The organism is Piscinibacter defluvii (assembly GCF_004011805.1).
Classification (GTDB): Bacteria; Pseudomonadota; Gammaproteobacteria; order Burkholderiales; family Burkholderiaceae_C; genus Piscinibacter; species Piscinibacter defluvii.
On record NZ_RCHJ01000016.1, the window covers coordinates 180,403 to 204,988 of the forward strand.

Here is a 24,586-nt window from a genome sequence, read left to right on the forward strand (position 1 = left end):
GCTGGCCACAGCATCACGCACACGCCGAGGCGGCTCGTTGCGCCGACTCAAGCGGGGTACCGATGGGGGGTGCCGGCGGGCGCGCCGGCCCGCCGGGGTGTCAGGCGCGCGTGGGCAGCACCGTGCCGCGGCACTCGCCGAAGCCGATGCGGCAGGCGCCGGGGCGCTCGCAGAAGGCCTTGAGGAACACCGTGTCGCCGTCCTCGAGGAAACTGCGCTGGTCGCCGCTCGCAAGCGTGATCGGCTGCTTGCCGCCCTTCGTCAGCTCGAGCAGCGAACCGCCCTGCTCCGGCGCCGGCCCGGAGATCGTGCCGCTGCCGAGCAGGTCGCCCGCGGCGAGGTTGCAGCCGTTGACGGTGTGGTGCGCGACGAGCTGGGCCACGGCCCAGTAGGCGTCGCGGAAATTCGAGACGCTCAGCCGCTCGGGTGCGCGGCCGGCCTCGCGCATCGCCGCGGTCTGCAGCCAGACCTCGAGCTGGATGTCGAACATGCCGGCCTCGCGAACGGCCGGTGCGTCCAGGTAGGGCAAGGGCTGCGGATCACCCGCCGGCCGCACAAAGGGCGCGCGGAACGGCGCCAGCGCCTCGAGCGTGACGATCCAGGGCGACACCGTGGTGGCGAAGCTCTTCGAGAGAAACGGCCCGAGCGGCTGGTACTCCCAGGCCTGCACGTCGCGCGAACTCCAGTCGTTCAGCAGGCCGAGGCCGAACACCTGGTCCTCGGCCCCGGTGATGTCCACCGGCTCGCCCAGCGCATTGCCGCCGCCGACCCAGACGCCGAGCTCGAGCTCGTAGTCGAGCCGCGCGCTCGGCGCGAGCACCGGGGCCTCGGCATCGGCGGCCTTCAGCTGGCCCAGGGGCCGGCGGAACGGGGTGCCGCTGGCGACGATCGAGGAGCCCCGGCCGTGGTAGCCGATCGGCACCCACTTGTAGTTGGGCAGCAGCGGGTTGTCGGGCCGGAACAGCGAGCCCACCGTCGTGGCGTGGTGGATGCCGGTGTAGAAGTCCGTGTAGTCGCCGATCGTGCAGGGCACGCCCAGCTCGACCTGGTCCGCCGCCACCAGCGCCTCGGCGAAGCGCGCCCGTTCGTGGCTGCCGTGGCGCAGGCCGAGGCTCAGCGCGCTGCGCAACGCGCGGCGGTAGGCCGGGCCCTCGGCCATCAGGCGGTTCATGTCGGCGTGGTCGACCAGGCCGGCAGCGGCCAGGTCGAGCACGCGGTCGCCGATCGCCACGCCCAGGCGCCAGGGCTCGGCCGCATCGCGCCGGAACCGGCCGAACGGCAGGTTCTGCACCGGGAAGTCATTCGACTCGTCGTTGGCCCCGTCGACCCAGCTGCGCAGCGCCGGGTCATGCGTCTCGTCGAGCCTCACGAGAACTCCCGCTGGTGGATGAACGCGGCGTGCTTGGGCGCGCGCTTGGTCTTGCTCCAGTCCTCGAGCATCTTCCACTTCACCTCGTCCATGCGCTCGAGCATCGCCGCCTCGTCCGGATCCGGGCAGGCCAGTTCGACGCGGTGGCCGTTCGGGTCGAAGAAGTAGATCGAGTGGAAGGCGCCATGGTCGGTGACACCCAGCACGTTCACCCCGTTGGCCTCCAGGTGGGCCTTGAACTCGAGCAGCTCGGCGCGGTCCTTCACGCGGAAGGCGATGTGCTGCACCCACTCCGGCGTGTTCGGGTCGCGCCCCATCGGCGGCCTGGTCGGCAGCTCGAAGAAGGCCAGCACGTTGCCGCCGCCGGCGTCGAGGAACACGTGCATGTACGGGTCCGGCTCCTTGGTCGAGGGCACCAGGTCCTCGGCGATGGCGAGCACGAAGTCCATCTTCAGCATCCTGCCGTACCACTCGACGGTTTCCTTGGCGTCCTTGCAGCGGTACGCCACGTGGTGGATCTTCTCGATCTTCATGCGGTCTCCAGCACGCCACGGCGGATCTGGTCGCGCTCGATGGATTCGAACAGGGCGCGGAAGTTGCCTTCCCCGAAACCCTCGTCGCCCTGGCGCTGGATGAACTCGAAGAACACCGGGCCGAGCAGCGTGCCGGAGAAGATCTGCAGCAGCAGGCGCGGCTTGCCGCCGGCCGTGGTTCCGTCGAGCAGGATGCCGCGGGTCTGCAGCTCCTTCGCCGCCTGGCCGTGGCCGGGCAGGCGCTCGTCGAGCATCTCGTAGTAGACGTCGTTGGGCGCGCTCATCAGCGGGATGCCGGCCAGCTGCAGCGCATCGACCGTCTTGAAGATGTCGTCGGTCAGCAGCGCGACATGCTGGATGCCCTCCCCGTTGAACTGCATCAGGAATTCCTCGATCTGGCCGCTGCCCTTCTTGGATTCCTCGTTCAGCGGGATGCGGATCTTGCCGTCCGGCGCGGTCATCGCCTTGCTGGTCAGTCCGGTGTACTCGCCCTGGATGTCGAAGTAGCGGATCTCGCGGAAGTTGAACAGCTTCTCGTAGAACGCCGCCCAGTAGCCCATGCGGCCGCGGTAGACGTTGTGCGTCAGGTGGTCGATCAGCTTCAGGCCGTGGCCCACCGGGTGGCGCTCCGCCCCGCCGACCCATTCGAAGTCGATGTCGTAGATCGAGCGGCCGCTCTCGTAGCGGTCGATCAGGTACAGCGGCGCCCCGCCGATGCCCTTGATGGCCGGCAGGCGCAGCTCCATCGGCCCGGTCGGGATGTCGATCGGCTGCGCGCCGAGCTCGAGCGCGCGGGCGTAGGCCTGGTGGGCGTCGCGCACCCGGAAGGCCAGGCCGCAGGCGCTCGGCCCATGCTCGGCGGCGAAGTAGGCCGCCTGGCTGCGCGGCTCGTTGTTGACGACGAAGTTGATCTCGCCCTGCCGGTACAGCAGCACCTGCTTGGAGCGGTGGCGCGCCACCAGCTCGAAGCCCATCTTCTCGAACAGCGGCTCGAGCACGCCGGGCGTCGGCGAGGCGAACTCCACGAACTCGAAGCCGGCGAGGCCCATCGGGTTGTCGAACAGGTCAGCCATGGTGGGTTCCTTTCAGCGCACGAGTTGGTCGAGGGCGATCTCGAAGGCGGTGCTGGCGATGCCGCGCGGCGCGCCCGAGCGGGCATGGCAGCGCTGCAGCGCAGACGCGATGGTGGCAGAAACGTCGCCGAAGATGGCCTCGTCGGACATCTCCGGCTCGCGCTGCATCAGGAAGGCGAAGGCACGCGCCATGCCGCAGTTGGCGATGAAGTCAGGGATCACGGCCACCTGGCGGTCGGCGTGTTCGTAGGTCGGGCCGTAGAAGATCTCGTGGTCGGCGAACGGCACGTTGGCACCGCTGGAGACGACCTCCAGCCCGCCGGCCACCAGCCGCTCGACCTGCTCGCGCGTCACCAGGCGCGAGGCGGCGCAGGGCAGGAAGACCTCGGCACCGATGTCCCACACGCGCTGCTGCACCTCGGCCGCGCTCAGCAGGTCCGGCGCGTGCAGCCGGTTGCCCTGCTTGGCGAGGAACAGCGCGCGCACCTCGTCGAAGGAGAAGCCTTCGGCGTTCAGCAGGCCCCCGTCGCGGTCGACGATGCCGACGATCCTGGCGCCTTCCTGCGCCAGGTAGTAGGCCGCGGCCGAGCCGACGTTGCCCCAGCCCTGGACGATGACCCGCTTGCCGGCGAGCGCGCCGCCGTAGAGCCGGTAGCAGTGGCGCACCGATTCGGCCACGCCCCAGCCGGTGATCAGGTCGGCCACCAGGTACTTCCTGTGCTGATCAGGCGTGTAACGCGGGTCCTCGACGACCTTGGCCACGCCCAGGCGCAGCTGGCCGACCTTCTGGATGCGCTCGCTCTCGCTGGGCTGGAAGTGGCCGTTGACCACGCCCTCCTGCGGGTGCCACAGGCCGTAGCTCTCGGTGATCGGGATCACCTCGTGCACCTCGTCGACGTTCAGGTCGCCGCCGGTGCCGTAGTAGGTCTTGAGCAGCGGCGTGACGGCCTTGTACCAGCGGCGCAGCACGCCGTCCTTGCGCGGGTCGGCCGGGTCGAAGTCGATGCCCGACTTGGCACCGCCGATGGCCGGGCCGGAGACGGAGAACTTCACTTCCATGGTCTTGGCGAGCGATTCCACCTCGCGGCGGTCCAGCCCCTTGCGCATGCGCGTGCCGCCGCCGGCGGCGCCGCCACGCAGCGAGTTGATCACCACCCAGCCCTTCGCGGGCGTTTCGCTGTCGTGCCATTCGAACACGATCTCGGGGGCCTGGGCTTCGAAACGGGTCAGCAGTTCTTTCATCGGATTCTCGTCAATCGATTCGGTTCAGGCGAGCAGGAGCTTGTCGTCGTCCAGCACTTCGCCGCGGGTCTTCTCGAACATGTGCAGCAGGTCCTCGACGCTCATGCCGCGCCGCTGCGGGCCGGCCACGTCGAGGATCACGCGGCCCTCGTGCAGCATTACGGTGCGGCTGCCGAAGTCCAGCGCCTGGCGCATCGAGTGCGTGACCATCATCGCGGTCAGCTTCGCGCCCTCGACGATGCGCGCGGTCAGCTCCAGCACGAAGGCGGCGGTCTTCGGGTCCAGCGCCGCGGTGTGCTCGTCCAGCAGCAGGATGCGCGAAGGCTTGAGCGAGGCCATCAGCAGGCTCACCGCCTGGCGCTGGCCGCCGGACAGCAGGCCGATGCGGTCGGCCAGCCGGTTCTCCAGGCCGAGCCGGAGCATGGCCAGCTTGTCGCGGAACAGCTCGCGCGTTGCCTTGTCGACGCTGAAGCGCAGGCCGCGGCCCTCGCCGCGGCGCCAGGCCAGCGCCATGTTCTCCTCGATCGTCAGGCTCTCGCAGGTGCCGGCCATCGGGTCCTGGAACACGCGGGCGACGAGCCCGGCGCGCTGCGCCGCGGGGACGCGGGTCACGTCGCGGCCGTCGATCTCGATCGTGCCGGCGTCGACGATCAGGTCGCCGCTGACGGCGTTCAGGAAGGTCGACTTGCCGGCGCCGTTGGAGCCGATCACGGTGACGAACTGGCCGGTCGGGATCTCCAGGTCGAGGCCGCGCAGCACGCGGTTCTCGATCGGGGTGCCCGGGTTGAAGGTCATCTCGAGTTGGCGGGCGCGCAGCATCAGCGGGCCTCCTTCTGCACGGGCATGGCGACGGCGCGGCGCTTCGGCAGCCCGGCCAGCAGCTTGCGTTTCCACGCGGGCACCAGCAGCGCCAGGGCAACCAGCACGGCGGTGACGAGGTTCAGGTCCTGCGCCTGCAGGCCCAGGCTGTCGGTGTTCAGCGCGGCGGCGATGAAGAAGCGGTACAGCACCGCGCCGAGCACGCAGGCGAGCGTGGTGATCACCAGGTAGCGCGTGGGCAGCAGCGTCTCGCCGATGATCACGGCGGCCAGGCCGATGACGATGGTGCCCACGCCCATCGAGATGTCCGCCCCGCCCTGCGACTGGGCGAAGAGCGCGCCGGCCAGCGCCACGAGCGCGTTCGAGAGCGCCAGGCCGAGGATGGTCTGCGCGTCAGTCGAGATGCCCTGCGCCCGCGCCATGCGCGGGTTGCCGCCGGTGGCGCGCATCGCCAGGCCCGCCTCGGAGGCGAAGAACAGGTCCAGCAGCAGCTTGGCGGCCAGCACGATCACGATCAGCACCAGCGGCTTGAGCCACTCCTCCGGCAGGGCCAGGCCCTCGAAGGCGGCGAACACCGTCGGCTCGCTGATCAGCGCGACGTTGGGCTTGCCCATCACGCGCAGGTTCACCGAGTACAGCGCGATCATCACCAGGATGCTCGCGAGCAGCTGCATGATCTTCAGCCGCACGTTGAGGAAGGCCGTCAGCGCCCCGGCGCCCGCGCCCGCGAGCACGGCCAGCGCCGTGGCCGCGAACGGGTTCCAGCCCGCCACGATCAGCGTCGCGGCGACCGCGCCGCCGAGCGGGAAGCTGCCGTCGACCGTGAGGTCGGGGAAATTGACGATGCGAAACGAGAGCAGCACCCCGAGCGCGACCAATCCGAAGATCAGCCCGATCTCGAGCGCGCCGAGCGACGCGATGAGCGACATGACGAGCCTCCTGGCGTGCGCGGCTTACTTGACGACGACCTTGGCCGTCTTGACCAGCTCGTCGGAGAGCGTCACGCCCTGCTTCTGCGCCGCCGCCGGGTTGACGTGCAGCTCGAAGGTCTGGCTCACCTGCGACGGGATCGCGCCGGGCGCCTCGCCCTTGAGCACGCGCACCACCACCTTGCCGGTCTGGCGGCCGAGGTCGTAGTAGTTCAGGCCGAGCGCCGCAACCGCGCCGCGCTTGACGGCCTCGGTGTCGGCTGCGACCAGCGGCAGCTTCGCCTGCTGCGCGACCTTCACGACCGCCTCGAGCGCGGACATCACGTTGTTGTCGGTCGGCGCGTAGATCACGTCGGCCTTGCCGACCAGGCTCTGCGCGGCGCCGGACACGTCCACCGTGCGCGGCGCGGCGGCTTCGACCAGCGTCAGGCCGGCGTCGGCCGTGGCCTTCTTCAGCGCCTCGACGATGGCCACCGAGTTCGCCTCGCCCGGGCTGTAGATCACGCCGACGCGCTTGGCGGCGGGCACGACCTTCTTGATCAGCTCGAGGTGCTTCGCGAGCGGCGAGAGGTCGGACACGCCGGTGACGTTGCTGCCCGAGGCGTCCCAGGTCTTCACGAGCTTGGCAGCCACCGGGTCGGTGACGGCGCTGTAGACCACGGGGATGGTCTTGGTCGCCGAGACCACCGCCTGCGCCGACGGCGTGGCGATGGCGACGATCACGTCCGGCTTCTGCCCGACGTACTTGCGCGCGATCTGCGCCGCGGTGCCGGTGTTGCCCTGCGCGCTCTGGTACTCGAACTTCAGGTTCTTGCCGGCTTCGTAGCCGGCGGCCTTCAGCTCGTCCTTCACGCCGTCGCGGGCCGCGTCCAGCGCGGGGTGCTCGACGATGGCCGTCAGCGCGACGGTCTTGTCGGCAGCCAGCGCGGCACCGGCGAATGCAAGAACCAGGGCGGCCAGGCTGCCGCGGACGAAACAATGTTGCATCGGGAAAGTCTCCTCGTGGGATCCGTGAATCTGGGGTCCGCCACGGGTGTGCGGACAAGCGAAACTTTAGAAGCGCGGGGGCGCAATTGCATTGCGTTGGATTGCCGGGTGAACCCACAATCGCGAAATCCCGTTGCACTGGAAGCGATTGCGAGGAGACAAACTTGTACGACCTTGATCTGGATCGAATCGACCGCCGCATCCTCGACCACCTGCAGGGCCATGCGCGCGCCAGCAACCTCGAGCTGGCCCAGGCGGCCAGCCTCTCGCCCGCGCAGTGCCTGCGCCGGCACCGCCGGCTCGAGGAGGCGGGTTTCATCGGCCGCTACGAGACGCGGCTGAACGGCGCGCGGCTCGGCCTGACCGTCACCGCCTTCATCCACGTCTCGATGGAGCGCAGCCACGTGCGCGAGCTGCAGAAGTTCAAGGACCAGCTCGCCACGCTGGCCGAGGTGCAGGAGTGCTACTCGGTGACCGGCGACTTCGACTACGTGCTGAAGGTGGTGGCGCGCGACCTGCCTGCGCTGTCGCGCTTCCTGATGGACACGCTGATGCGCCTGCCCGGCGTGGCCGCCGTGCGCTCGAGCGTGTGCATGGACGAGATCAAGTGCACCAGCGCCTTGCCGCTGCCTTCATGACCCGCGCCTTGCCGCTGCCGGCCTGATCAGGCGCGGGCGGCGGCCTTCAGGATGTCGTCCACGAAGCGCGGCCAGAGCTGCTCGGGCAGGTCGTGCCCCATGCCCTCGATCAGGTCGATCTGCGCGCCGGCGATGCGCCGCGCCAGGTCGCGCCCCGCCTCGACGGGCACGAGCGGGTCCTGCAGGCCGTGGATGATCTGCGTCGGCGCCTGGATGCGCGGTAGCAACGCGCTGCGGTCGCCGTCCGCGGCGATCGCGACCAGCTGGCGCGCCACCGCCGCCGGGCGGTACGAGCGCTTCAGCGAACGCGCCAGGCGCTCGCGCAGCTCGTGCTCCTCGGCCGGGTAGCCCGGGCTGCCGATCAGCCGCGCGATGCGCGTGAAATGCGCCATCAGGTTGTCGAACTCGCGCGGGTTCTGCGGGCGCGAGAGCATCGCGGCCTGCAGCTTCCAGTGCGGCTGCGGCAGCCGGCGCGCGCCGCTGGTGGTCATCATGAGCGTCAGGCTGCGCACGCGTTTCGGATGCCGCACCGCCAGGTGCTGCGCCACCATGCCGCCCATCGAGGCGCCGCACACATGCGCGCTGTCCAGGCCCAGCGCCTCGATCAGCGCGGCGCTGTCGTCGGCCAGGTCGGCCAGGGTGTAGGGCGCGTGCACGCGCATCCCGGTGAAATGCCGGAAGGCATCGAGGGCCAGGTTGGGCACGCCCAGGTGGTCGAAGCGCTGCGACAGGCCGATGTCGCGGTTGTCGAAGCGGATCACGCGCAGGCCGCGCGCCACCAGCTGGCCGACGAAGCCATCGGGCCAGCCCAGCAGCTGCATGCCCAGGCCCATGATCAGCAGCAGCGGCGGGCCGCTCGCCGGCCCGTGGTCCTCCACCTCGAGGGCGACACCGTTGGCGGAGATCTGCATCAGTCGGCCGGATGCCCGCCGCGGTAGAACCAGCGCCGCCCGCCGTGCGGCTCGAACGGCTTCCACTGCCCCGGCGGCTGCGCGAGTCGGTCGGCGATCGCGTACAGCGCGAGCGGGTTCATGCCCATGCCGACATGGCTGGCGTGCACCTCGATGTTCTCGGCCTGCGGCGCGGGCGTCACCACGCTGCAGCGCCAGGACACGATGCCGTCGGTGCGCGACCAGATCGAGGTGGTGGGCACCGGCGGATCCTGGCGCAGCTGGGCGATCAGCTCGGGGTCGTTCACCGTCTGCCCGCTGACCAGCTCGAAGAAGCGCCAGGCGTTGGTGGCGCGCGGGTGGCCCGTGAAGGGCGTGCCCAGCGTGATCACGCAGCGCACATGGTCGGGCAGTTCCTTGGCCAGCTCGCGGGCATACAGGCCGCCCAGGCTCCAGCCGATCAGGCTGACCGGACGTGCGTGCTTCGCGAACAGCGCGCGCACGTCGGCATGGCTGCGCTGCAGCACGCCGTTGCGCGGGCCGAAGTTGAAGCCCTGGCCCCAAGGGTGGGTGGTGTAGCCGAGCTCGTCCAGGAAGCGGCGCAGCGGCCCGGTGGTGAAGTCGTTGGCGCCCAGGCCCGGGAACACCAGCACCGGGTGGCCGTCGCCGCGCGGCAGGCGGCGCAGCCAGGGTGTGGCGGCCAGCATCGCCGCGTACTCCCAGGGCGCGCGGCCCTCGAGGGCCATCAGCAGCAGGTGCGGCGCGCGCAGCTCCTCGGCGTGAAGAGTCTGGTGGTCCCGCGGGTCGGGTGGCTTGCGCGGTGCGCGGCGAAACTTCGTCGGCATGCGGCCGATGTTAGCGGCTGGCCCCGCGCACGGCTGGAGCCTGGGCCCTAGGCCGAGCGACCTTCTTCGCGACCTTCTTGGCGACCTTCCTGGCGACCTTCTTCGCCACTGCCTTCACGGGTGTCGCCGGGGCGACATCGGCACGCTCGGCCACCGGCAGCGCCTGGAACTCGTAGAACGCGATCTCGAGGTGGGCGGCGAGTTCGTCCACCTGGGGCAGCGCCTCGGCGCAGGCCATCAGCCCGATGTCGAGCGACTGGTCGTAGGTCTGCACCGTGATGTTCAGCGCCACGCCGTGCACGACGATCGAGGCGGGGTAGTTGGTCAGCATGCGTGCACCGGCCAGGTACAGCGGCACCGTCGGCCCGGGCACGTTGGAGATCACCAGGTTGGCCACCGGCGGGATGCGCTCGGCCAGCCCGGCCCGGCCGTACACCGCGGTCAGGCCCTCGATCAGCCAGGGAACGCCCATCGAGGGAAAGTCGGTCGGCAGCAGGTTCTTGACGCTGCCGACGGTGGACTTCATCGCGGCGGTCGACGCCATCACGTAGGCCAGCCGCTTCGCCGGATCGGCCAGGTGCGTACCGAGGCTGACGAGGGTCAACGAGGCCTGGTTGTTGGACGCCGTGTCGCCGGCGGCACGCAGCGAGATCGGTACCGCGGCCACCATCGGCTTGCGCGGCAGCGGGCCGTGGCGCGTGAAGAAGCGGCGCAGCGCGCCGCTGCAGATCATCAGCACCGCATCGTTCAGGCTCGCGCCGTGGCGCCGCCGCGCGGCGTTGAGCGCGGCCAGCGGCAGGCTCAGCGTCGCGAAGGCGCGGTGGGTCGAGACGGTGGCGTTCAGGCGCGTGCGCGGGGCGAGCGCGAGGCCGCTGCCCTGGGCCGACGACCCGCCCGGGCGCCCCTTCAGCCGCGCGAGCAGCCCGGAGACCGAGTCGCCCACCGCGCCGCCGGCCACCTGCGACAGGGTGCCCACCGCACCGGGCAGCGCCTTGACGATGCCGCCGAGCTGCATCACCTGGTGCGCCACCGCGCCGCGCAGCATCTCCGCCAGGCCGAGCTGGCCCTTGCGCTGGCGCGTCGGCCGCACCGCGATCTCGCGCGGCTCGGGGCCGAGGTCCAGGATGGCCTGGGCCAGCGCCACCGCCGCCTGGCCATCCACCGCGGCATGGTGCAGCTGGGTGTAGAGCGCGCGGCGCTGCTCGCCCTCGGGCCCGGGCGCGAGGCCGTCGAAGACGTGGAACTTCCACAGCGGCCGGTCGCGCTCGAGCAGCACCGGATGCAGCGCGCCCACCTGGGCCTGCAGTTCGGCGATGCCGCTGCCCTCGGGCAGCGTGATGCCGACGATGTGCTGCGCCAGGTCGGGCTCGGCATCCACCCAGGCCGGCGCGGCGAGGTTCAGCGGCATCCAGGCCAGCTTGCGGCGCAAGGCGGGCACCAGCGGCAGCCGCGTGGCGATGTGCTCGCGCAGGTCGGCCGCGAAGTCGCCGGCGTAGTCGGCCGGCAGCTCGAACAGGTGCAGCGCGCCGACATGCATCGGCATCTCGGGCGTCTCGAGGTACAGGAAGCTGGCGTCCAGGCCGGACAGCTGTCGCATCGGCGTCTCCCACGCGTCGTGGGCCGATGCTATGCGGCGCGCCGTGCCGCCGCCTCGTGGGGAAACCCCGGTCAGGCGGCGGCCGGTGCGCTGCGCCGCAGGGCCAGCAGCTCGTTGGCGGCCAGCGCGCCCAGCACCATCGCCCCCCCGGCGAGCACCGCGCCGGACGGTGCCTCGTCGGCGCCCAGCCAGGCCCACAGCACGCCGAACACCACCTCCAGCAGCGCCAGCAGCGAGATCTCCGGCGCCGCCAGCCAGCGCGCCACGCTCACGGCGAGCAGGCAGGGAATCGCGAGCTGCACGGTGCCGAGCATGGCCAGCAGCGCCAGGTCGCCGCCGGTGGCGGCAAAGGGCAGCGCCATCGGCAGGGTGAGCGCGGCGGAGATCAGCGCGCCGATCAGCACGGCGGGCAGCATGTCCTGCTGCGCGGCCCCGCGGTTGTGCTGGATGACCGTCCAGTTGATCGCGGCGGCCACCGGCACGCCGAGCGCGACCAGTGTGCCCAGCAGGTGCCTCGGATCGCCCGCGCTGAACTCGCGCGCGTACATCCACGCGATGCCGATGCCGGCGACGACGATCGCGCCCCAGGTGCGCGCCGCCAGCCGGTGGCCGAGCGCGACGCGCGCCAGCAGCGCCGTGAACAGCGGCGCAGTGGCCATGGTCACCAGCACGTTGGCGACGGTGGTCAGCGACAGCGCCATCATGAAGGCGGTGAACATCACCGACCAGCACACGCCCGATACCCACAGCGTGCGTCCGCCGGAGCGGATCGCCCCGGCCAGCGCCGCCGGGCCGCGCAGCCAGCCGAGCATCACGACCAGCGCGAGGGCGTTGAACGCGCTGCGCCAGAACGTCACCTCGAAGCCGCGTGCCGCCTCGAGGTGGCGCGTCACGACACCCGCGATGCTCCACATCAGCGTCACGGCGACCATCGTCGCCACGGCCCGGGCGTGGGTCATGCCGCTTCGCGCGAGGCCCGCTTGCGCTCGTGTTCCTTGAGGTGCCGCTTGCGGATGCGGATGCTCTTGGGCGTGATCTCGACCAGCTCGTCGTCGGCGATGAACTCGACCGCATACTCGAGCGTCAGGATGATCGGCGGCGTGATCTTGATCGCGTCCTCCTTGCCGGAGACGCGGAAGTTGGTCAGCTGCTTGGCCCGCACCGGGTTGACCACCAGGTCGTTGTCGCGGCTGTGGATGCCGATCACCATGCCCTCGTACAGCGGGTCGCCGGCCTTGACGAACATGCGGCCGCGGTCGTCGAGCTTGCCCAGCGCGTAGGTGACGGCCTCGCCGTCGTCCTGGCTGATCAGCACGCCGTTCTTGCGCCCTTCGATCTCGCCCTTGAACGGCTCGTAGCCGTCGAAGATGTTGCTGATCAGGCCGGTGCCGCGCGTCAGGTTCAGGAACTCGTTCTGGAACCCGATCAGGCCGCGCGCCGGAATGCGGTACTCCAGGCGCACCCGGCCCATGCCGTCCGGCTCCATGTTGACCAGCTCGCCCTTGCGCTCGCCCAGCGCCTGCATCACGGCGCCCTGGTGCTGGTCTTCCACGTCGGCGGTGACCAGCTCGATCGGCTCGTGGCGCTCGCCGTCGATCTCCTTGAACACCACGCGCGGCTTGCTCACCGCCAGCTCGTAGCCCTCGCGGCGCATGTTCTCGAGCAGGATGGTCAGGTGCAGCTCGCCGCGGCCGGAGACCTCGAACACGCCGTCCTCGTCGGTGTCGCGCACGCGCATCGCCACGTTGCTCTGCAGCTCGCGGTCGAGCCGGTCCTTGATCTGCCGGCTGGTGACGAACTTGCCCTCGCGGCCGGCCAGCGGCGAGGTGTTGACGCAGAAGTTCATCGTCAGCGTCGGCTCGTCGACCTTGAGCATCGGCAGCGGCACGGGGCGCTCCGGGTCGGTCAGTGTCACGCCGATGCCGATGGCCTCGATGCCGTTGATCAGCACGATGTCGCCCGGGCCGGCCTCGCTGGCCTGCTTGCGCTCCAGGCCCTCGAACTTCAGCACCTGGTTGACCCGCGCGGTGAACGGCGTGCTGTCCGGGCCGGCATAGACGGCCACGCTCTGCATCGGCCTGAGCGTGCCCTGGTTGACGCGCCCGATGCCGATGCGGCCGACGTAGCTCGAGTAGTCGAGCGAGCAGATCTGCAGCTGCAGCGGGTCGGCGGCCGAACCCTCGTGCGCCGGCACGTGCTGAAGGATGGCGTCGAACAGCGGCGCCATGTCGGTGCCGACCTCGCCCTGCTTCAGCGTGGCCCAGCCGTTCAGGCCGGAGGCGAAGATGACCGGGAAGTCGAGCTGCTCCTCGGTGGCATGCAGCTTGTCGAACAGCTCGAAGGTGGCGTTGATGACGTAGTCGCAGCGCGCGCCGGGCCGGTCGACCTTGTTGACCACCACGATGGGCTTGAGCCCCAGCGCGAGCGCCTTCTTGGTGACGAAGCGGGTCTGCGGCATCGGGCCCTCGACCGCGTCGACCAGCAGCAGCACCGAGTCGACCATCGACAGCACGCGCTCGACCTCGCCGCCGAAGTCGGCATGGCCCGGCGTGTCGACGATGTTGATGTGCGTGCCCTTCCACTCCACGGCGCAGTTCTTGGCCAGGATGGTGATGCCGCGTTCGCGCTCGAGGTCGTTGCTGTCCATCACGCGCTCGGCGACCTTCTCGTTCTCGCGGAAGGTGCCGCTCTGGCGCAGCAGTTGGTCGACAAGCGTGGTCTTGCCGTGGTCGACGTGGGCGATGATGGCGACGTTGCGGATCTGGCGGGTCATGGGGTTCTTTCCTGCAGGAGGCCTTGCACCTCCACGGGGCTGAGCAATCGGGTGGAGATCAGTTCGCCGGCGGCGATGTGGCCGCTGCCGAGGAAGGCGCGCGGCTCGGGGCCGAACACGCGGACGCAGTCGGCGTCGGGCAGGTCGATGCGGCGGCGCATGCCGGCCAGGAAGCGCGCGGCCTCCTCGGCGGCCAGCCGCACCTCGGGGCACTCGGCGAGCAGGCGGTCGGCGCTCAGCAGGCAGGCGTCGCGCGCCGGCTCGTCCATCGCCTCGAGCGCCTCCAGCGTCACGGCGCGGTCCAGCGTCAGGCCGCCGGCGCCGGTGCGGCGCAGGCCGGCCAGGTGCGCGCCGCAGCCGAGTGCGGCGCCCAGGTCCTCGGCCAGCGTGCGGATGTAGGTGCCCTTGCTGCAGCGCACGTCCAGCGTCCAGCGGTCGTGCTCGCCGGCGACGATGGCCATCGAATGGATCGTCACGCGGCGCGGCGTGCGTTCGACCTCGACACCTTCACGGGCGTACTCGTACAGCGCCCTGCCCTCGTGCTTGAGGGCCGAGTGCATCGGCGGCAGCTGATCGATCGGGCCGACGAAACGTGCGCAGGCCGTCTCGAGATCGGCGCGTGTGGTGTGCACCGGCCGGCGCTCGATCACCGCGCCTTCGAGGTCGCCGCCGAACCGTGTCTCGCCCAGCTGCACGGTGGCGAGGTAGCGCTTGTCCGCGTCCAGGCTCGCCTGCGAGAACTTGGTCGCCGCGCCGAAGCACAGCGGCAGCAGGCCGCTGGCCAGCGGGTCGAGCGTGCCGGTGTGGCCCGCCTTCTCGGCGCGGAAGAGGCGCTTGGCTCTCTGCAAGGCATCGTTGCTCGACAGGCCGAGCGGCTTGTCGAGCAGCAGCACGCCATGCACGGCGCGCCGGACGATCCGGGGGCGCGGCTGCACTCAGTCGTCCTTGGCGCGGCTCGCGTTGGCCTGGTTGATCAGCAGGTTCAGCTCCGCGGCGCGCTCGGTGGTGCGGTCGAACACGAAGTGCAGCGTCGGCACGGTGTGGATCTGCAGGCGCTTGAACAGGCTGTTGCGCAGGTGGCCGGCGGCGTCGTTGAGCGCAGCTTCAGTCTCCTGCGGGTCGCCCACCAGCACCGAGAAGAACACCTTGGCATGTGCGTAGTCGGGCGTCACCTCGACGGCGTGGATCGTGACCATGCCCACGCGCGGGTCCTTCAGGCCGCGGATCAGCTCGGCCACGTCGCGCTGGATCTGGTCGGCCACGCGGAAGCCGCGGTTGGGAATGGATCGCTTGTGTCGCATGGTCGACTCCTGAAACACGAAACCCCGCCTCCGTTCGGAAGGCGGGGTTCGCGAACGAGACCTCGCCTTACAGGGTCCGGGCGACTTCCTTGACCTCGAAGAACTCGAGCTGGTCGCCTTCCTTGATGTCGGTGACGTTCTTCAGCTTGATGCCGCACTCGAAGCCTTCCTTGACCTCGCGCACGTCGTCCTTCAGGCGCCGCACCGACTCCACCTCGCCGGTGTAGACGACGATGTTGTCGCGCAGCTGGCGGAAGCGCGCGCCGCGCCGCACCACGCCGGCGGTGACCATCGAGCCGGCCACCGTGCCGATCTTGGAGGCCACGAACACCTGGCGCACCTCGGCCTGGCCGATGACTTCCTCGCGCTGCTCGGGCGCGAGCATGCCGCTCATCGCCGCCTTCACCTCGTCGACCGCGTCGTAGATGATGTTGTAGTAGCGGATGTCGACGCCGTTGCCCTCGGCCAGCTTGCGCGCGCCGGCATCGGCGCGCACGTTGAAGCCGATGATGATGGCCTTGGAGGCAATCGCCAGGTTGACGTCGCTCTCGCTGATGCCACCCACCGCCGCGTGCACGATCTGCACCTTGACTTCGTCGGTGGAGAGCTTCTGCAGCGACTGCGACAGCGCCTCCTGCGAGCCCTGCACGTCGGCCTTGACGATCAGCGCCAGGGTCTGGGCGCTGCCCTGGCCCATCTGCTCCATCATCGACTCGAGGTTCGCGGCCTGGCGCTTGTTCAGCGTCACCTCGCGGTACTTGCCCTGGCGGAACGTGGCGATCTCGCGCGCACGGCGCTCGTCGGCGAGCACCATGAACTCGTCGCCGGCCTGCGGCACCTCGGTCAGGCCCTGGATCTCGACCGGAATCGACGGGCCGGCCTCGTCGGCCGGCTTGCCGTTCTCGTCGAGCATCGCGCGCACGCGGCCGTAGCTCGAGCCGGCCAGCACCACGTCGCCCTTCTTCAGGGTGCCGCTCTGCACCAGCACGGTGGCCACCGGGCCGCGGCCCTTGTCGAGCTTGGCTTCGATGACGAGGCCCTTGGCGGGCGCCTCGACCGCCGCCTTCAGCTCCAGCACCTCGGCCTGCAGCAGCACCTGCTCGAGCAGGTTGTCCACGCCCTGGCCGGTCTTGGCCGAGACGGGCACGAACGGCGAGTCGCCGCCGAACTCCTCGGGCACCACCTGCTCGGCCACCAGTTCGCTCTTGACGCGCTCGAGGTTGGCCTCGGGCTTGTCGACCTTGTTCATCGCCACCACGATCGGCACCCCGGCCGCCTTGGCGTGCGAGATCGCCTCCTTGGTCTGCGGCATCACGCCGTCGTCGGCGGCCACCACCAGGATGACGATGTCGGTCGCCTTCGCGCCGCGTGCGCGCATCGCGGTGAACGCGGCGTGGCCCGGCGTGTCGAGGAAGGTGATCATGCCGCGCGGCGTCTCGACGTGGTAGGCGCCGATGTGCTGCGTGATGCCGCCGGCCTCGCCCGCCGCCACGCGGCTGGTGCGGATGTAGTCCAGCAGCGAGGTCTTGCCGTGGTCGACGTGGCCCATCACGGTGACCACCGGCGCGCGCGGCAGCTCCTCGTGCGCGCCCTCGGCGGCCTCCTCCTCGAGGAAGGCCTCGGGGTCGTCCAGCTTGGCGGCGAAGGCCTTGTGGCCCATCTCCTCGACGACGATCATCGCCGTCTCCTGGTCGAGCTGCTGGTTGATGGTGACCATCTGGCCCAGCTTCATCAGCTGCTTGATGACCTCGGAGGCCTTGACCGACATCTTGTGCGCCAGGTCGGCCACTGAGATGGTTTCGGGCACGTGCACTTCCTGAATCACCTGCTCGGTCGGCGCGGTGAAGGAGGAACTGCTCGACTCGCCCCGGTCGCCGCGGCGGCCGCCGCGCGGCGCGCGCCAGCCGGCGCGGGCGCCGCCGGCGGCACCGTCGCTGCGGCCCTTGAGCGCGGCGCGCTTCTTGGCCGCGTCGTCGGCCCAGCTCGAGGACAGCTTCTCGGACTTGACCGACTTCTTGTCACCCGGCTTGGCCGTGGTGGAAGCCGGCGCGGAGCCGGGGGCGGCCGGCGCGCCGGCCTTCTTGTGGATGGTGCCGACCACGGCCTTGGCCGGCTCGGCCGGCTTGGCGGGTTCGGGCTTGGGCGCGACGAGCACCTTCTTCGGTGCGTTCATCATCTCGCGGATCGCGCGTGCCTCGGCCTCGGCGGCCTGGCGGCGCTTGGCCAGGTCGGCGGCGCGCTGGGCTTCCTCGTTGGCCACGTCGGCAGCCTTGACGACGCGCAGCGCCGGCTTGGGCGGTTCGGCCGGGGCGGCAGGCGGCTCGGCCGGCTTGGCCGGTTCGGCCGGCTTCGCCTTGGCCTTGGCCTCGCTCTTGGCGGCCGCGGCGGCCAGCGCCGCGGCGGCGGCCTCCTCGGCGGCCTTGCGCGCGGCCTCGGCGGCGCGCGCCTCGGCGGCCTCGCGCTCGCGCTTCTCCTGCTCCTCGCGCTGGCGGCGCTTCTCGGCCAGGTCTTCCTCCTGGCGGCGCAGCAGCTCGGCCTGGGCCTGCGCCTCTTCCTCGCGGCGCTTCAGCTCGGCCTCGTCGATGACGGGCGCAGCCTCCTCGGGCGCGGCGATGTCGTCGCGCTTGACGAAGGTGCGCTTCTTGCGCACCTCGACCTGGATGGTGCGGGCACGGCCGCTCGCGTCGGCCTGCTTGATCTCGCTGGTCGACTTGCGCGTCAGCGTGATCTTCTTGCGCTCACCGCTGGCGGTGCCGTGCGCCGACCGCAGGAACTCGAGCAGGCGCTCCTTGTCCGACTCGCTCAGCGTGTCGTCGGTCGACGCCTTCTTGACGCCGGCAGACTGCAGCTGCTCGAGCAGCGCAGACGCCGGGCGGTTCAGCTCGGCGGCCAGCTGGGCGACGGTGGTCGAAGCCATTGTGGGGTCCTTGCGTTTCTAGCGTGTTCGGTTCGCAGCGGCGGTCGGGCTCAGGCGGTGAACCAGTGTTCGCGGGCCTTCATGATCAACGCCTTGGCACGCGCCTCCTCGACGCCGGTCATCTCGGTCAGCTCGTCGACGGCCAGGTCGGCCAGGTCGTCGCGCGTGTGGATGCCGCCTTCGGCGAGCTTGGCGATCAGGTCGGGCGACAGGCCGTCCAGGTCGCGCAGGTCCTGCGAGACTTCGTCGACGCGTTCCTCGCGCGCGATCTCCATCGTCAGCAGCGCGTCCTTGGCGCGGTTGCGCAGCTCGTTGACGGTGTCCTCGTCGAAGCTCTCGATCTCGAGCATCTCCTGCATCGGCACGTAGGCCACTTCCTCGAGGCTGGTGAAGCCCTCGGCGATCAGGATGTCGGCCACCTCCTCGTCGACGTCGAGCTTCTCGACGAAGAGCTTGCGGATGTGCTCGGTCTCCTGCTGCTGCTTGGACGCCGACTCCTCGGCCGTCATGATGTTGATGCGCCAGCCGGTCAGCTCGGAGGCCAGGCGCACGTTCTGGCCGCCGCGGCCGATCGCGATCGCGAGGTTCTCCTCGTCGACCACCACGTCCATCGCGTGGCGCTCCTCGTCGACGACGATCGACTGCACGTTGGCCGGCGCCAGCGCACCGATGACGAACTGGGCCGGATCCTCCGACCACAAGACGATGTCGACACGCTCGCCGGCGAGCTCGTTGGTCACGGCCGTGACGCGCGAGCCGCGCACGCCGACGCAGGTGCCGATCGGGTCGACCCGCTTGTCGTGCGAGACCACGGCGATCTTGGCGCGGCTGCCGGGGTCGCGGGCGCAGCTCTTGATCTCCAGAAGCCCCTGCTCGATCTCGGGCACCTCCTGCGCGAACAGCTCGATCATGAACTGCGGCGCCGAGCGCGACAGGATGATCTGCGGGCCGCGCAGCGTCGGGTCGACCTCGAGGATGTAGGCCCGCACGCGGTCGCCCGAGCGCAGGTTCTCCTTCGGGATCATCTCGTTGCGGCGCAGGCGTCCCTCGACGCGGCCGGACTCGACGATCACGTCGCCCTTGTCCAGGCGCTTGACGGTGCCGACGAACACCTTGTCGCCGCGCGACAGGAAGTCGTTGAGCAGCTGCTCGCGCTCGGCGTCGCGGATCTTCTGCAGGATCACCTGCTTGGCCGCCTGCGCGCCGATGCGGCCGATCGAGACGGACTCGACCGGCTCCTCGATGTAGTCGTCGACCTCGATGTCGGGAATCTGCTCCTTGGCCTCGAACAGCAGGATCTCGGAGTCGGGCAGCTGCAGGCCGGCCTCGTCCGGCACCACGTGCCAGCGGCGGAAGGTCTCGTACTCGCCGCTCTCGCGGTCCACCGCCACGCGCATGTCGACCTCGCCGCCGTGCAGCTTCTTCGACGCCGAGGCGAGCGCCGCCTCGACCGCGCCGAACACGACCTCACGGTCCACGCTCTTCTCGCGCGAGATGGCGTCCACCAGCATCAACAGTTCGCGGTTCATCGATCCCGTCCTCCGTCCGTCTCATCGTGCGCCGCCGTCGGGCCGGCCGGCGCAAAACGCCGCCCCTTGAAGTCCAGCACCGGCACCAGCCGGGCCTCGCGGACCTCGTCGAGCGAAAAATCCAAGGCCTGGTCGGCCTTGCCATCGTTGAACACCAGCCGCCAGCCGGCCTCGGGCGTCTCGCCGGCCTGCAGTTCGCCGCGGTACTTCTTGCGGCCCTGGAAGGCGAGCTTGAGCGTCAGGTCGATCTGCGCGCCGGCGAAACGCGCGAAGTGCGCCGCCGTGCGCAGCGGCCGGTCCAGCCCCGGCGAGGAGACCTCGAGCCGGGCGTAGTCGCAGCCCTCGACCTCCAGCACATGCTGCAGCTGGCGGGTGACCTTCTCGCAGTCCTCGACGGTGATGAACTCACCGTTCGGGTCGTCGGCGACGCGGTCGATCGTGACGCGCAGCAGCCCCCCGCCGGCGCGCTCGACGTCCACGAGCTCGTACCCGAGCCCGCTGACGGTGCGTTCGACGGCCTGATGCCAGTTGCTCACGAGTGGTTCGACCCTTGCCAACACCTTGCCAAATAGATCTCGGTTCACACGAGCCGCGTCCGGGCTGCAGAAAAGACGCGGCAAAAAAAATGGGCCGGAAGAATCCGCCCAATCGCATGGAAGCAGCTTTCTAGGAAACGCCGGATTGTACTCTGCGCAGCAGGTACTAGCAAGGCGCAAGCCTGTCAAGGCCCCTCGCCGGGCACCTGACACATGCCAAAATCCGGCCGCTTCGACCCGACCACCCCTCTCGCGGAGACTCCATGGGCTTCCTCGCCGGCAAGCGCTTCCTGATCACCGGGCTGCTCAACAACCGTTCGATCGCCTACGGCATCGCCCGCGCCTGCCATCGCGAAGGCGCCGAACTCGCCTTCAGCTACCAGGGCGAGCGCTTCAAGGAGCGCATCGCCGAGTTCGCCGCCGAGTTCGGCTCGACGCTGACCTTCGACTGCGACGTCTCCGACGATGCCCAGATCGCCGCGCTGTTCGACGGCCTGGCCAGCGCCTGGGGCGAGTTCGACGGCTTCGTGCACTCGATCGGCTTTGCCCCGCGCGAGGCGATCGCGGGCGACTTCCTCGACGGCCTGAGCCGCGAGAACTTTCGCATCGCGCACGACATCTCGGCCTACAGCTTCCCGGCCATGGCCAAGGCGGCCGCGCCGCGTCTGCGCCGGGGCGCGGCGCTGCTGACGCTGTCCTACCTCGGCGCGGTGCGCTACGTGCCCAACTACAACACCATGGGCCTGGCCAAGGCCTCGCTCGAGGCCAGCGTGCGCTACCTGGCGCACAGCCTGGGCGCGCAGGGCGTGCGGGTGAACGCGATCTCGGCCGGGCCGATCAAGACGCTGGCCGCCTCGGGCATCAAGGACTTCGGCAAGCTGCTGGCCGACTTCGCCGCCGCCGCGCCGATCCGCCGTGCGGTGACGATCGAGGACGTGGGCAACGTCGCCGCGTTCCTGCTGTCGGACCTGGCCGCCGGCGTCAGCGCCGAGGTCACCTACGTCGACGGCGGCTTCAGTCACGTGATGGGCGGCTCGGGCAACGCCTGAGCGCCCCACCCCGGCGGCGCCTCAGAGCTGCTGCAGGATCTCCTTGCGCTTCTGCTGGTACTCCTCCTCGGAGATCAGCCCGCGGTCGCGCAGCCGCTTCAGCGTGGTCAGGCGCTGCTCGACCTCGTCGGCGAAACCGGGGTCGCGCGGGCGCAGCAGCGGCACGGCCGGCGCCGCGGTGGCCGGGGCAGCCGCCGGCGCCGGCGCGGCGGTCGGGGCCGCCGCGGCAGGCGCGGCAGCGGCGGGCACGGCGGCGGCAGCGGCCACGCTGAGCGGCAGCGCCAGCCAGTCGGCGCGCATCACGCTGGCGCCGTCGGCGCGCAGCGACGCCGACCCGGGCCGGGTACGCGAGCCGTAGGTGAATTCCGGCGCCCGATTGGTGCCGCGCATGGCGTCGTAGAACTCGTAGCGGGCGTCGTTCACGATGAGCTGCAGCGCCCCGCCCTGCACGAACAGCCGCGCCGTGACGGCCACCGGACGCATCATCACGGCATCGCCGCGCCGCGCGCTGCTCAGCAGCAGCACGTCGTCGCCGGGGCCGGCGCCGGCCAGCGCCTCGATCAGCGGCTGGACCAGCTCGGCCGCCTCGTCGGAGGCGAGCAGCGGGCGGCTCGTGCCGCTGGCGTCGAAACGCAGCTGCACCAGCTGCTGGCGCAGCAGGTCCGGATTCAGCTGCGCCGGGTGCTGGTTCGGCTGCGAACCGGCTTCGCGCGCGACGATGCGCACCTCGCTGAAATCACGCACCACCCACAGCTTCTGACCGGCGGGCCCCTTGGGCGCATTGCTCGACGAGCCCCCGCCGAACAGCGAGTCGAGCAGCCCGGCACGGGCCGGCACCGCGGTGGACAGCATCAGGCTGCCGATCAGCAGCGGCAGCAGCCGCGTGGCGGGTTTCATCCAGGTTTCTTTCATCGGATCGTTCAGAGGTCGTCGAGGGCACGCGAGGCACCGAGCAGGGCCGGCGAGATGCCCGCCTGCAGCACCCAGGTCGGGATGCCCTGCAGGTAGGCGCGGAACCGGCCCTTGGCCTCGAAGCGCTCGCGGAACGGGGAGCGCAGGATACGGTCTCCGAGGCGCGGCACGATGCCGCCGCCAATGTACATGCCCCCGCGTGCGCCCAGCGAAAGCGCGAGGTTGCCCGCGGTGGTGCCCAGGAAGGCGAAGAACAGGTCCACCGTCGCCGTGCAGGCGGGATCCTGGCCGGCCGCGTCTCGCGCGGTGATGCCGGCCGGGTCGAGTTCGGCCGCCGGTTCGCCGCGCACACGGCAGACCGCCTGGTACAGGTTGGCCAGGCCCGGCCCGGAGACGGCACGTTCGGCCGACGCGTGGCCGAAGCGCTCGCGCAAGCAGCGGATCACATCCTCCTCGAGCGTGTCGGTTGCCGCGAGCGTCACGTGACCACCCTCGCCGTTCAGCGGCACCGGCCGCCGGTCGCCGCGCGCGGGCAGCAGGCCCGACACACCCAGCCCGGTGCCCGGGCCGAGCAGCCCGAGCGGCGCCAGCGGCACGGCCTGTCCGCCACCCACGGCGCGCAGGTCGGACGGTGCCAGCACCGGCAGGGCCAGCGCGAGCGCGGTGAAGTCGTTGATGACCAGGAAGCGCTCGAAGCCGAGCGCGCGGCGCATCGCCTCGATCGAGAAGGTCCAGTCGTGGTTGGTCATGCGCACCTGGTCGCCGACGATCGGGTTGGCGATGCCGATGGCACACCAGCGCGGGGCCACGCGCCCGAGCACGCCCAGATAGTGGCGCATCGCCGCCTCCAGCGACGCATGGTCGGCGCAGGGCAGCGACACGACATCGGTGATCGCTGCGTCCGGCGCCGCGTGCCAGCCCAGCCGGGCGTTGGTGCCGCCGATGTCGCCGACGAGGCGCGGGTAGCCGGTGGAATCCATGAGGTACGGGCCCTGGGCCTGCGGGGAGTCCGGGAAGCGGAGCAATGTAGCCGAACTACGCGGCGCCCCGAAACCACATTGAAACCCTGAGCGGGTTCCGGGCCGACCCACAAGCCTTCGGTGTTGCAATCATGCACAGTTGGCGTAAACCCGCGTATGACCCTTGTAGTCCGACTACTAGAGTCGATCGCGACTTGAGCAGGGCGCCCGCACGGGTGCCCGCGGCCGCCAAGAGCCGGTTGCGGAGACAAACGCGCGTGTCGTCGGGCATCCCCCGGCGACGTGGTGCCCTGGGAGGTCGGAAGAGCGAGTTCGCGACGCCTCCACGGCGTCGCCCTTTTTCCGCTCGCTTCCAGCCTCCCCCTGTTGAACGGGTTTCCCCCGCCGCCAGCGGCCGGACACGTGTGGACGCTGGTTTCTTTCAAGCAAAACCTCTGAGGAGTCAAGGATGAAAATGAAACACACCCTGATCGCCGCGGCGGCGGTCGGTCTGCTCTCGACCGGCGCGCAAGCGGTGGACTGGGGCGGCTATGTCCGCGTCGGCCCGGGCCAGAAGCAGAACAGCGGCGACAGCAAGCGCTGCTTCAGCGGTGGCGAAGCTGCCGGCTTCGGCTCGCAGGCTCCCGGCAGGGGCGGCATCGGACGTCTGGGCAACGAGTGCGAGACCTACGGCGAGTTCGGTCTGAGCCAGACGATGACGGCAGGCGGGGTCAACTACAAGGCCCTGCTGATGACGAACTTCTTCAAGCCGGGTTCCGACGTCGCCGGCACGACCACCGCGGTCAACCAGATGTACGTCGAAGGCAAGGGCTATGACATCGCCCCGAACCAGACCTTCTGGATCGGCAGGCGCTTCTACCATCGTGCCGACGTTCACTTCGATGACAGCTTCTACGTCAACATGAGCGGCACCGGTGCCGGCGTGGACGGTATCGACGTCGGCGTGGGCTCGCTGAGCCTGGCCGTGTTCCGTACCAGCGATGCTGCGTCGACCGACAACGCCGGCACGCGCCTGAACGTGGACCTGGAAGGCATCAACGTCAACCCGGGCGGCAAGCTGCGCCTGACCGCCGCCTTCACGGACTTCTCCGGTCCCGGCGGCGAGAACGGTGCCGGCCTGAGCCTGCAGCACAACCAGGCGAACCTGTTCGGTGCCAACAACACCCTGTGGCTCCAGTGGTCCAAGGGCTCCACCTGGCTCGACATGGGCTTCGCCGGCGCGACCTCGGGTTCGGACAGCAAGCGCTGGCGCATCGCCGACAGCCTGGCATGGCTGAAGGGCCCGCTGACCGCGCAGACGCTCGTTCACTACGGCCAGATCGAGCAACCGACGCTGGCGGGCGACTACAAGGCCAAGACCTTCTCGGTCGCCGGCCGCGTGGCCTACGCGCTGACGAACAACTTCAAGCTGCAGGGCGAACTGGGCTTCGCGAGCACGAAGCCGGATCTGGCCGGCGTGTCGGGCGACAAGCAGAACGTCACCAAGTTCACCATCGCCCCGACGCTGACCGTCGGTCCGAACTACTACGACCGTCCGGAACTGCGCTTCTACGTGTCGGCGTTCAGCATGAACGACGCCTACAAGAACGCGACCGGCCAGTCGAAGAAGTCCAAGACGGCAGCGGGCTTCCAGGCCGAGATCTGGTTCTGACGCACCTTGCGTGATC

At 70.2% G+C, this 24,586-nt stretch carries 22 protein-coding genes; 3 read left to right on the top strand and 19 right to left on the bottom strand.

What is annotated here, in order from left to right:
- Window positions 1–100: 100 nt before the first annotated feature.
- Genes fahA through D9C15_RS24380 form a run of 7 tightly spaced genes read right to left on the bottom strand, consistent with a single transcriptional unit; the run spans window position 101 to window position 6,952 of the window.
- A complete protein-coding gene (fahA, locus tag D9C15_RS24350) occupies window positions 101–1,369 on the bottom strand; it encodes a fumarylacetoacetase (RefSeq protein WP_128001057.1) in 1,269 nt (422 codons plus the stop codon).
- Window positions 1,366–1,902 carry a VOC family protein gene (locus D9C15_RS24355; protein WP_128001058.1) on the bottom strand — a complete coding sequence of 179 codons (537 nt, stop codon included), beginning with the start codon at window positions 1,900–1,902 and terminating at the stop codon, window positions 1,366–1,368. The genes fahA and D9C15_RS24355 overlap by 4 nt, the downstream gene beginning before the upstream one ends.
- The gene (gene hppD / locus D9C15_RS24360) at window positions 1,899–2,975 is read right to left on the bottom strand and encodes a 4-hydroxyphenylpyruvate dioxygenase (RefSeq protein ID WP_128001059.1); all 1,077 of its coding nucleotides are present in this window, start codon (window positions 2,973–2,975) and stop codon (window positions 1,899–1,901) included. Before hppD ends, D9C15_RS24355 begins: the two co-directional genes overlap by 4 nt.
- A 12-nt stretch (window positions 2,976–2,987) precedes the next feature.
- Entirely contained in the window at window positions 2,988–4,217 is a 1,230-nt protein-coding gene (locus tag D9C15_RS24365; RefSeq protein ID WP_128001060.1) for a Glu/Leu/Phe/Val dehydrogenase dimerization domain-containing protein, read from the bottom strand.
- A 24-nt stretch (window positions 4,218–4,241) separates the two neighbouring features.
- On the bottom strand, window positions 4,242–5,036 hold the full coding sequence (locus tag D9C15_RS24370; protein WP_128001061.1) for an ABC transporter ATP-binding protein: 795 nt from the start codon (window positions 5,034–5,036) through the stop codon (window positions 4,242–4,244).
- Window positions 5,036–5,965 carry an ABC transporter permease gene (locus D9C15_RS24375; protein WP_128001062.1) on the bottom strand — a complete coding sequence of 310 codons (930 nt, stop codon included), beginning with the start codon at window positions 5,963–5,965 and terminating at the stop codon, window positions 5,036–5,038. Before D9C15_RS24375 ends, D9C15_RS24370 begins: the two co-directional genes overlap by 1 nt.
- 24 nt (window positions 5,966–5,989) lie before the next feature.
- The gene (locus D9C15_RS24380) at window positions 5,990–6,952 is read right to left on the bottom strand and encodes an ABC transporter substrate-binding protein (RefSeq protein WP_128001063.1); all 963 of its coding nucleotides are present in this window, start codon (window positions 6,950–6,952) and stop codon (window positions 5,990–5,992) included.
- Window positions 6,953–7,116: 164 nt separating this feature from the next.
- Between D9C15_RS24380 and D9C15_RS24385 the strand changes: the two genes are divergently transcribed.
- Window positions 7,117–7,590 carry an Lrp/AsnC family transcriptional regulator gene (locus D9C15_RS24385; RefSeq protein ID WP_128001064.1) on the top strand — a complete coding sequence of 158 codons (474 nt, stop codon included), beginning with the start codon at window positions 7,117–7,119 and terminating at the stop codon, window positions 7,588–7,590.
- 26 nt (window positions 7,591–7,616) lie between these two features.
- Here the strand turns inward: D9C15_RS24385 and D9C15_RS24390 are convergent, their stop codons facing one another.
- The 10 genes from D9C15_RS24390 to rimP form a co-directional block, all read right to left on the bottom strand.
- Window positions 7,617–8,501, bottom strand: coding sequence for an alpha/beta fold hydrolase (locus D9C15_RS24390; RefSeq protein ID WP_128001065.1), 885 nt, complete (start codon window positions 8,499–8,501; stop codon window positions 7,617–7,619).
- On the bottom strand, window positions 8,501–9,325 hold the full coding sequence (locus D9C15_RS24395; RefSeq protein WP_128001066.1) for an esterase/lipase family protein: 825 nt from the start codon (window positions 9,323–9,325) through the stop codon (window positions 8,501–8,503). Before D9C15_RS24395 ends, D9C15_RS24390 begins: the two co-directional genes overlap by 1 nt.
- Before the next feature lie 10 nt (window positions 9,326–9,335).
- Window positions 9,336–10,922 carry a wax ester/triacylglycerol synthase family O-acyltransferase gene (locus D9C15_RS24400; RefSeq protein WP_128001067.1) on the bottom strand — a complete coding sequence of 529 codons (1,587 nt, stop codon included), beginning with the start codon at window positions 10,920–10,922 and terminating at the stop codon, window positions 9,336–9,338.
- Between the two features lie 71 nt (window positions 10,923–10,993).
- Entirely contained in the window at window positions 10,994–11,881 is an 888-nt protein-coding gene (locus D9C15_RS24405) for a DMT family transporter (protein ID WP_128001068.1), read from the bottom strand.
- Window positions 11,878–13,695 (bottom strand): translational GTPase TypA, encoded by a 1,818-nt coding sequence (gene typA / locus D9C15_RS24410; RefSeq protein WP_128001069.1) that lies wholly within the window; start codon window positions 13,693–13,695, stop codon window positions 11,878–11,880. The genes D9C15_RS24405 and typA overlap by 4 nt, the downstream gene beginning before the upstream one ends.
- Complete coding sequence (gene truB / locus D9C15_RS24415) at window positions 13,692–14,630, bottom strand: tRNA pseudouridine(55) synthase TruB (protein WP_128001070.1); 939 nt, start codon at window positions 14,628–14,630, stop codon at window positions 13,692–13,694. Before truB ends, typA begins: the two co-directional genes overlap by 4 nt.
- The gene (gene rbfA, locus D9C15_RS24420; RefSeq protein WP_128001071.1) at window positions 14,631–14,996 is read right to left on the bottom strand and encodes a 30S ribosome-binding factor RbfA; all 366 of its coding nucleotides are present in this window, start codon (window positions 14,994–14,996) and stop codon (window positions 14,631–14,633) included. It abuts the gene before it with no gap.
- Between the two features lie 67 nt (window positions 14,997–15,063).
- A complete protein-coding gene (gene infB, locus D9C15_RS24425) occupies window positions 15,064–17,913 on the bottom strand; it encodes a translation initiation factor IF-2 (protein WP_128001072.1) in 2,850 nt (949 codons plus the stop codon).
- Between the two features lie 50 nt (window positions 17,914–17,963).
- Window positions 17,964–19,442 carry a transcription termination factor NusA gene (gene nusA / locus D9C15_RS24430; RefSeq protein WP_128001073.1) on the bottom strand — a complete coding sequence of 493 codons (1,479 nt, stop codon included), beginning with the start codon at window positions 19,440–19,442 and terminating at the stop codon, window positions 17,964–17,966.
- A complete protein-coding gene (rimP, locus tag D9C15_RS24435) occupies window positions 19,439–19,978 on the bottom strand; it encodes a ribosome maturation factor RimP (RefSeq protein ID WP_128001074.1) in 540 nt (179 codons plus the stop codon). The genes nusA and rimP overlap by 4 nt, the downstream gene beginning before the upstream one ends.
- A gap of 263 nt (window positions 19,979–20,241) precedes the next feature.
- Here rimP and fabI point away from each other — a divergent pair, with 263 nt between their 5' ends.
- On the top strand, window positions 20,242–21,027 hold the full coding sequence (gene fabI, locus D9C15_RS24440) for an enoyl-ACP reductase FabI (RefSeq protein WP_128001075.1): 786 nt from the start codon (window positions 20,242–20,244) through the stop codon (window positions 21,025–21,027).
- A gap of 21 nt (window positions 21,028–21,048) precedes the next feature.
- On the opposite strand, the gene D9C15_RS24445 is transcribed toward fabI, so the two are convergent.
- Both D9C15_RS24445 and glk read right to left on the bottom strand, forming a co-directional pair.
- Window positions 21,049–21,939: an SHOCT domain-containing protein gene (locus D9C15_RS24445; RefSeq protein ID WP_128001076.1), complete on the bottom strand. Its 891-nt coding sequence runs from the start codon at window positions 21,937–21,939 to the stop codon at window positions 21,049–21,051.
- Window positions 21,940–21,947: 8 nt separating this feature from the next.
- Window positions 21,948–22,919: a glucokinase gene (glk, locus tag D9C15_RS24450; protein WP_128001077.1), complete on the bottom strand. Its 972-nt coding sequence runs from the start codon at window positions 22,917–22,919 to the stop codon at window positions 21,948–21,950.
- Between the two features lie 448 nt (window positions 22,920–23,367).
- Here glk and D9C15_RS24455 point away from each other — a divergent pair, with 448 nt between their 5' ends.
- Window positions 23,368–24,570 carry a maltoporin gene (locus D9C15_RS24455; protein WP_128001078.1) on the top strand — a complete coding sequence of 401 codons (1,203 nt, stop codon included), beginning with the start codon at window positions 23,368–23,370 and terminating at the stop codon, window positions 24,568–24,570.
- Window positions 24,571–24,586 lie beyond the last annotated feature (16 nt).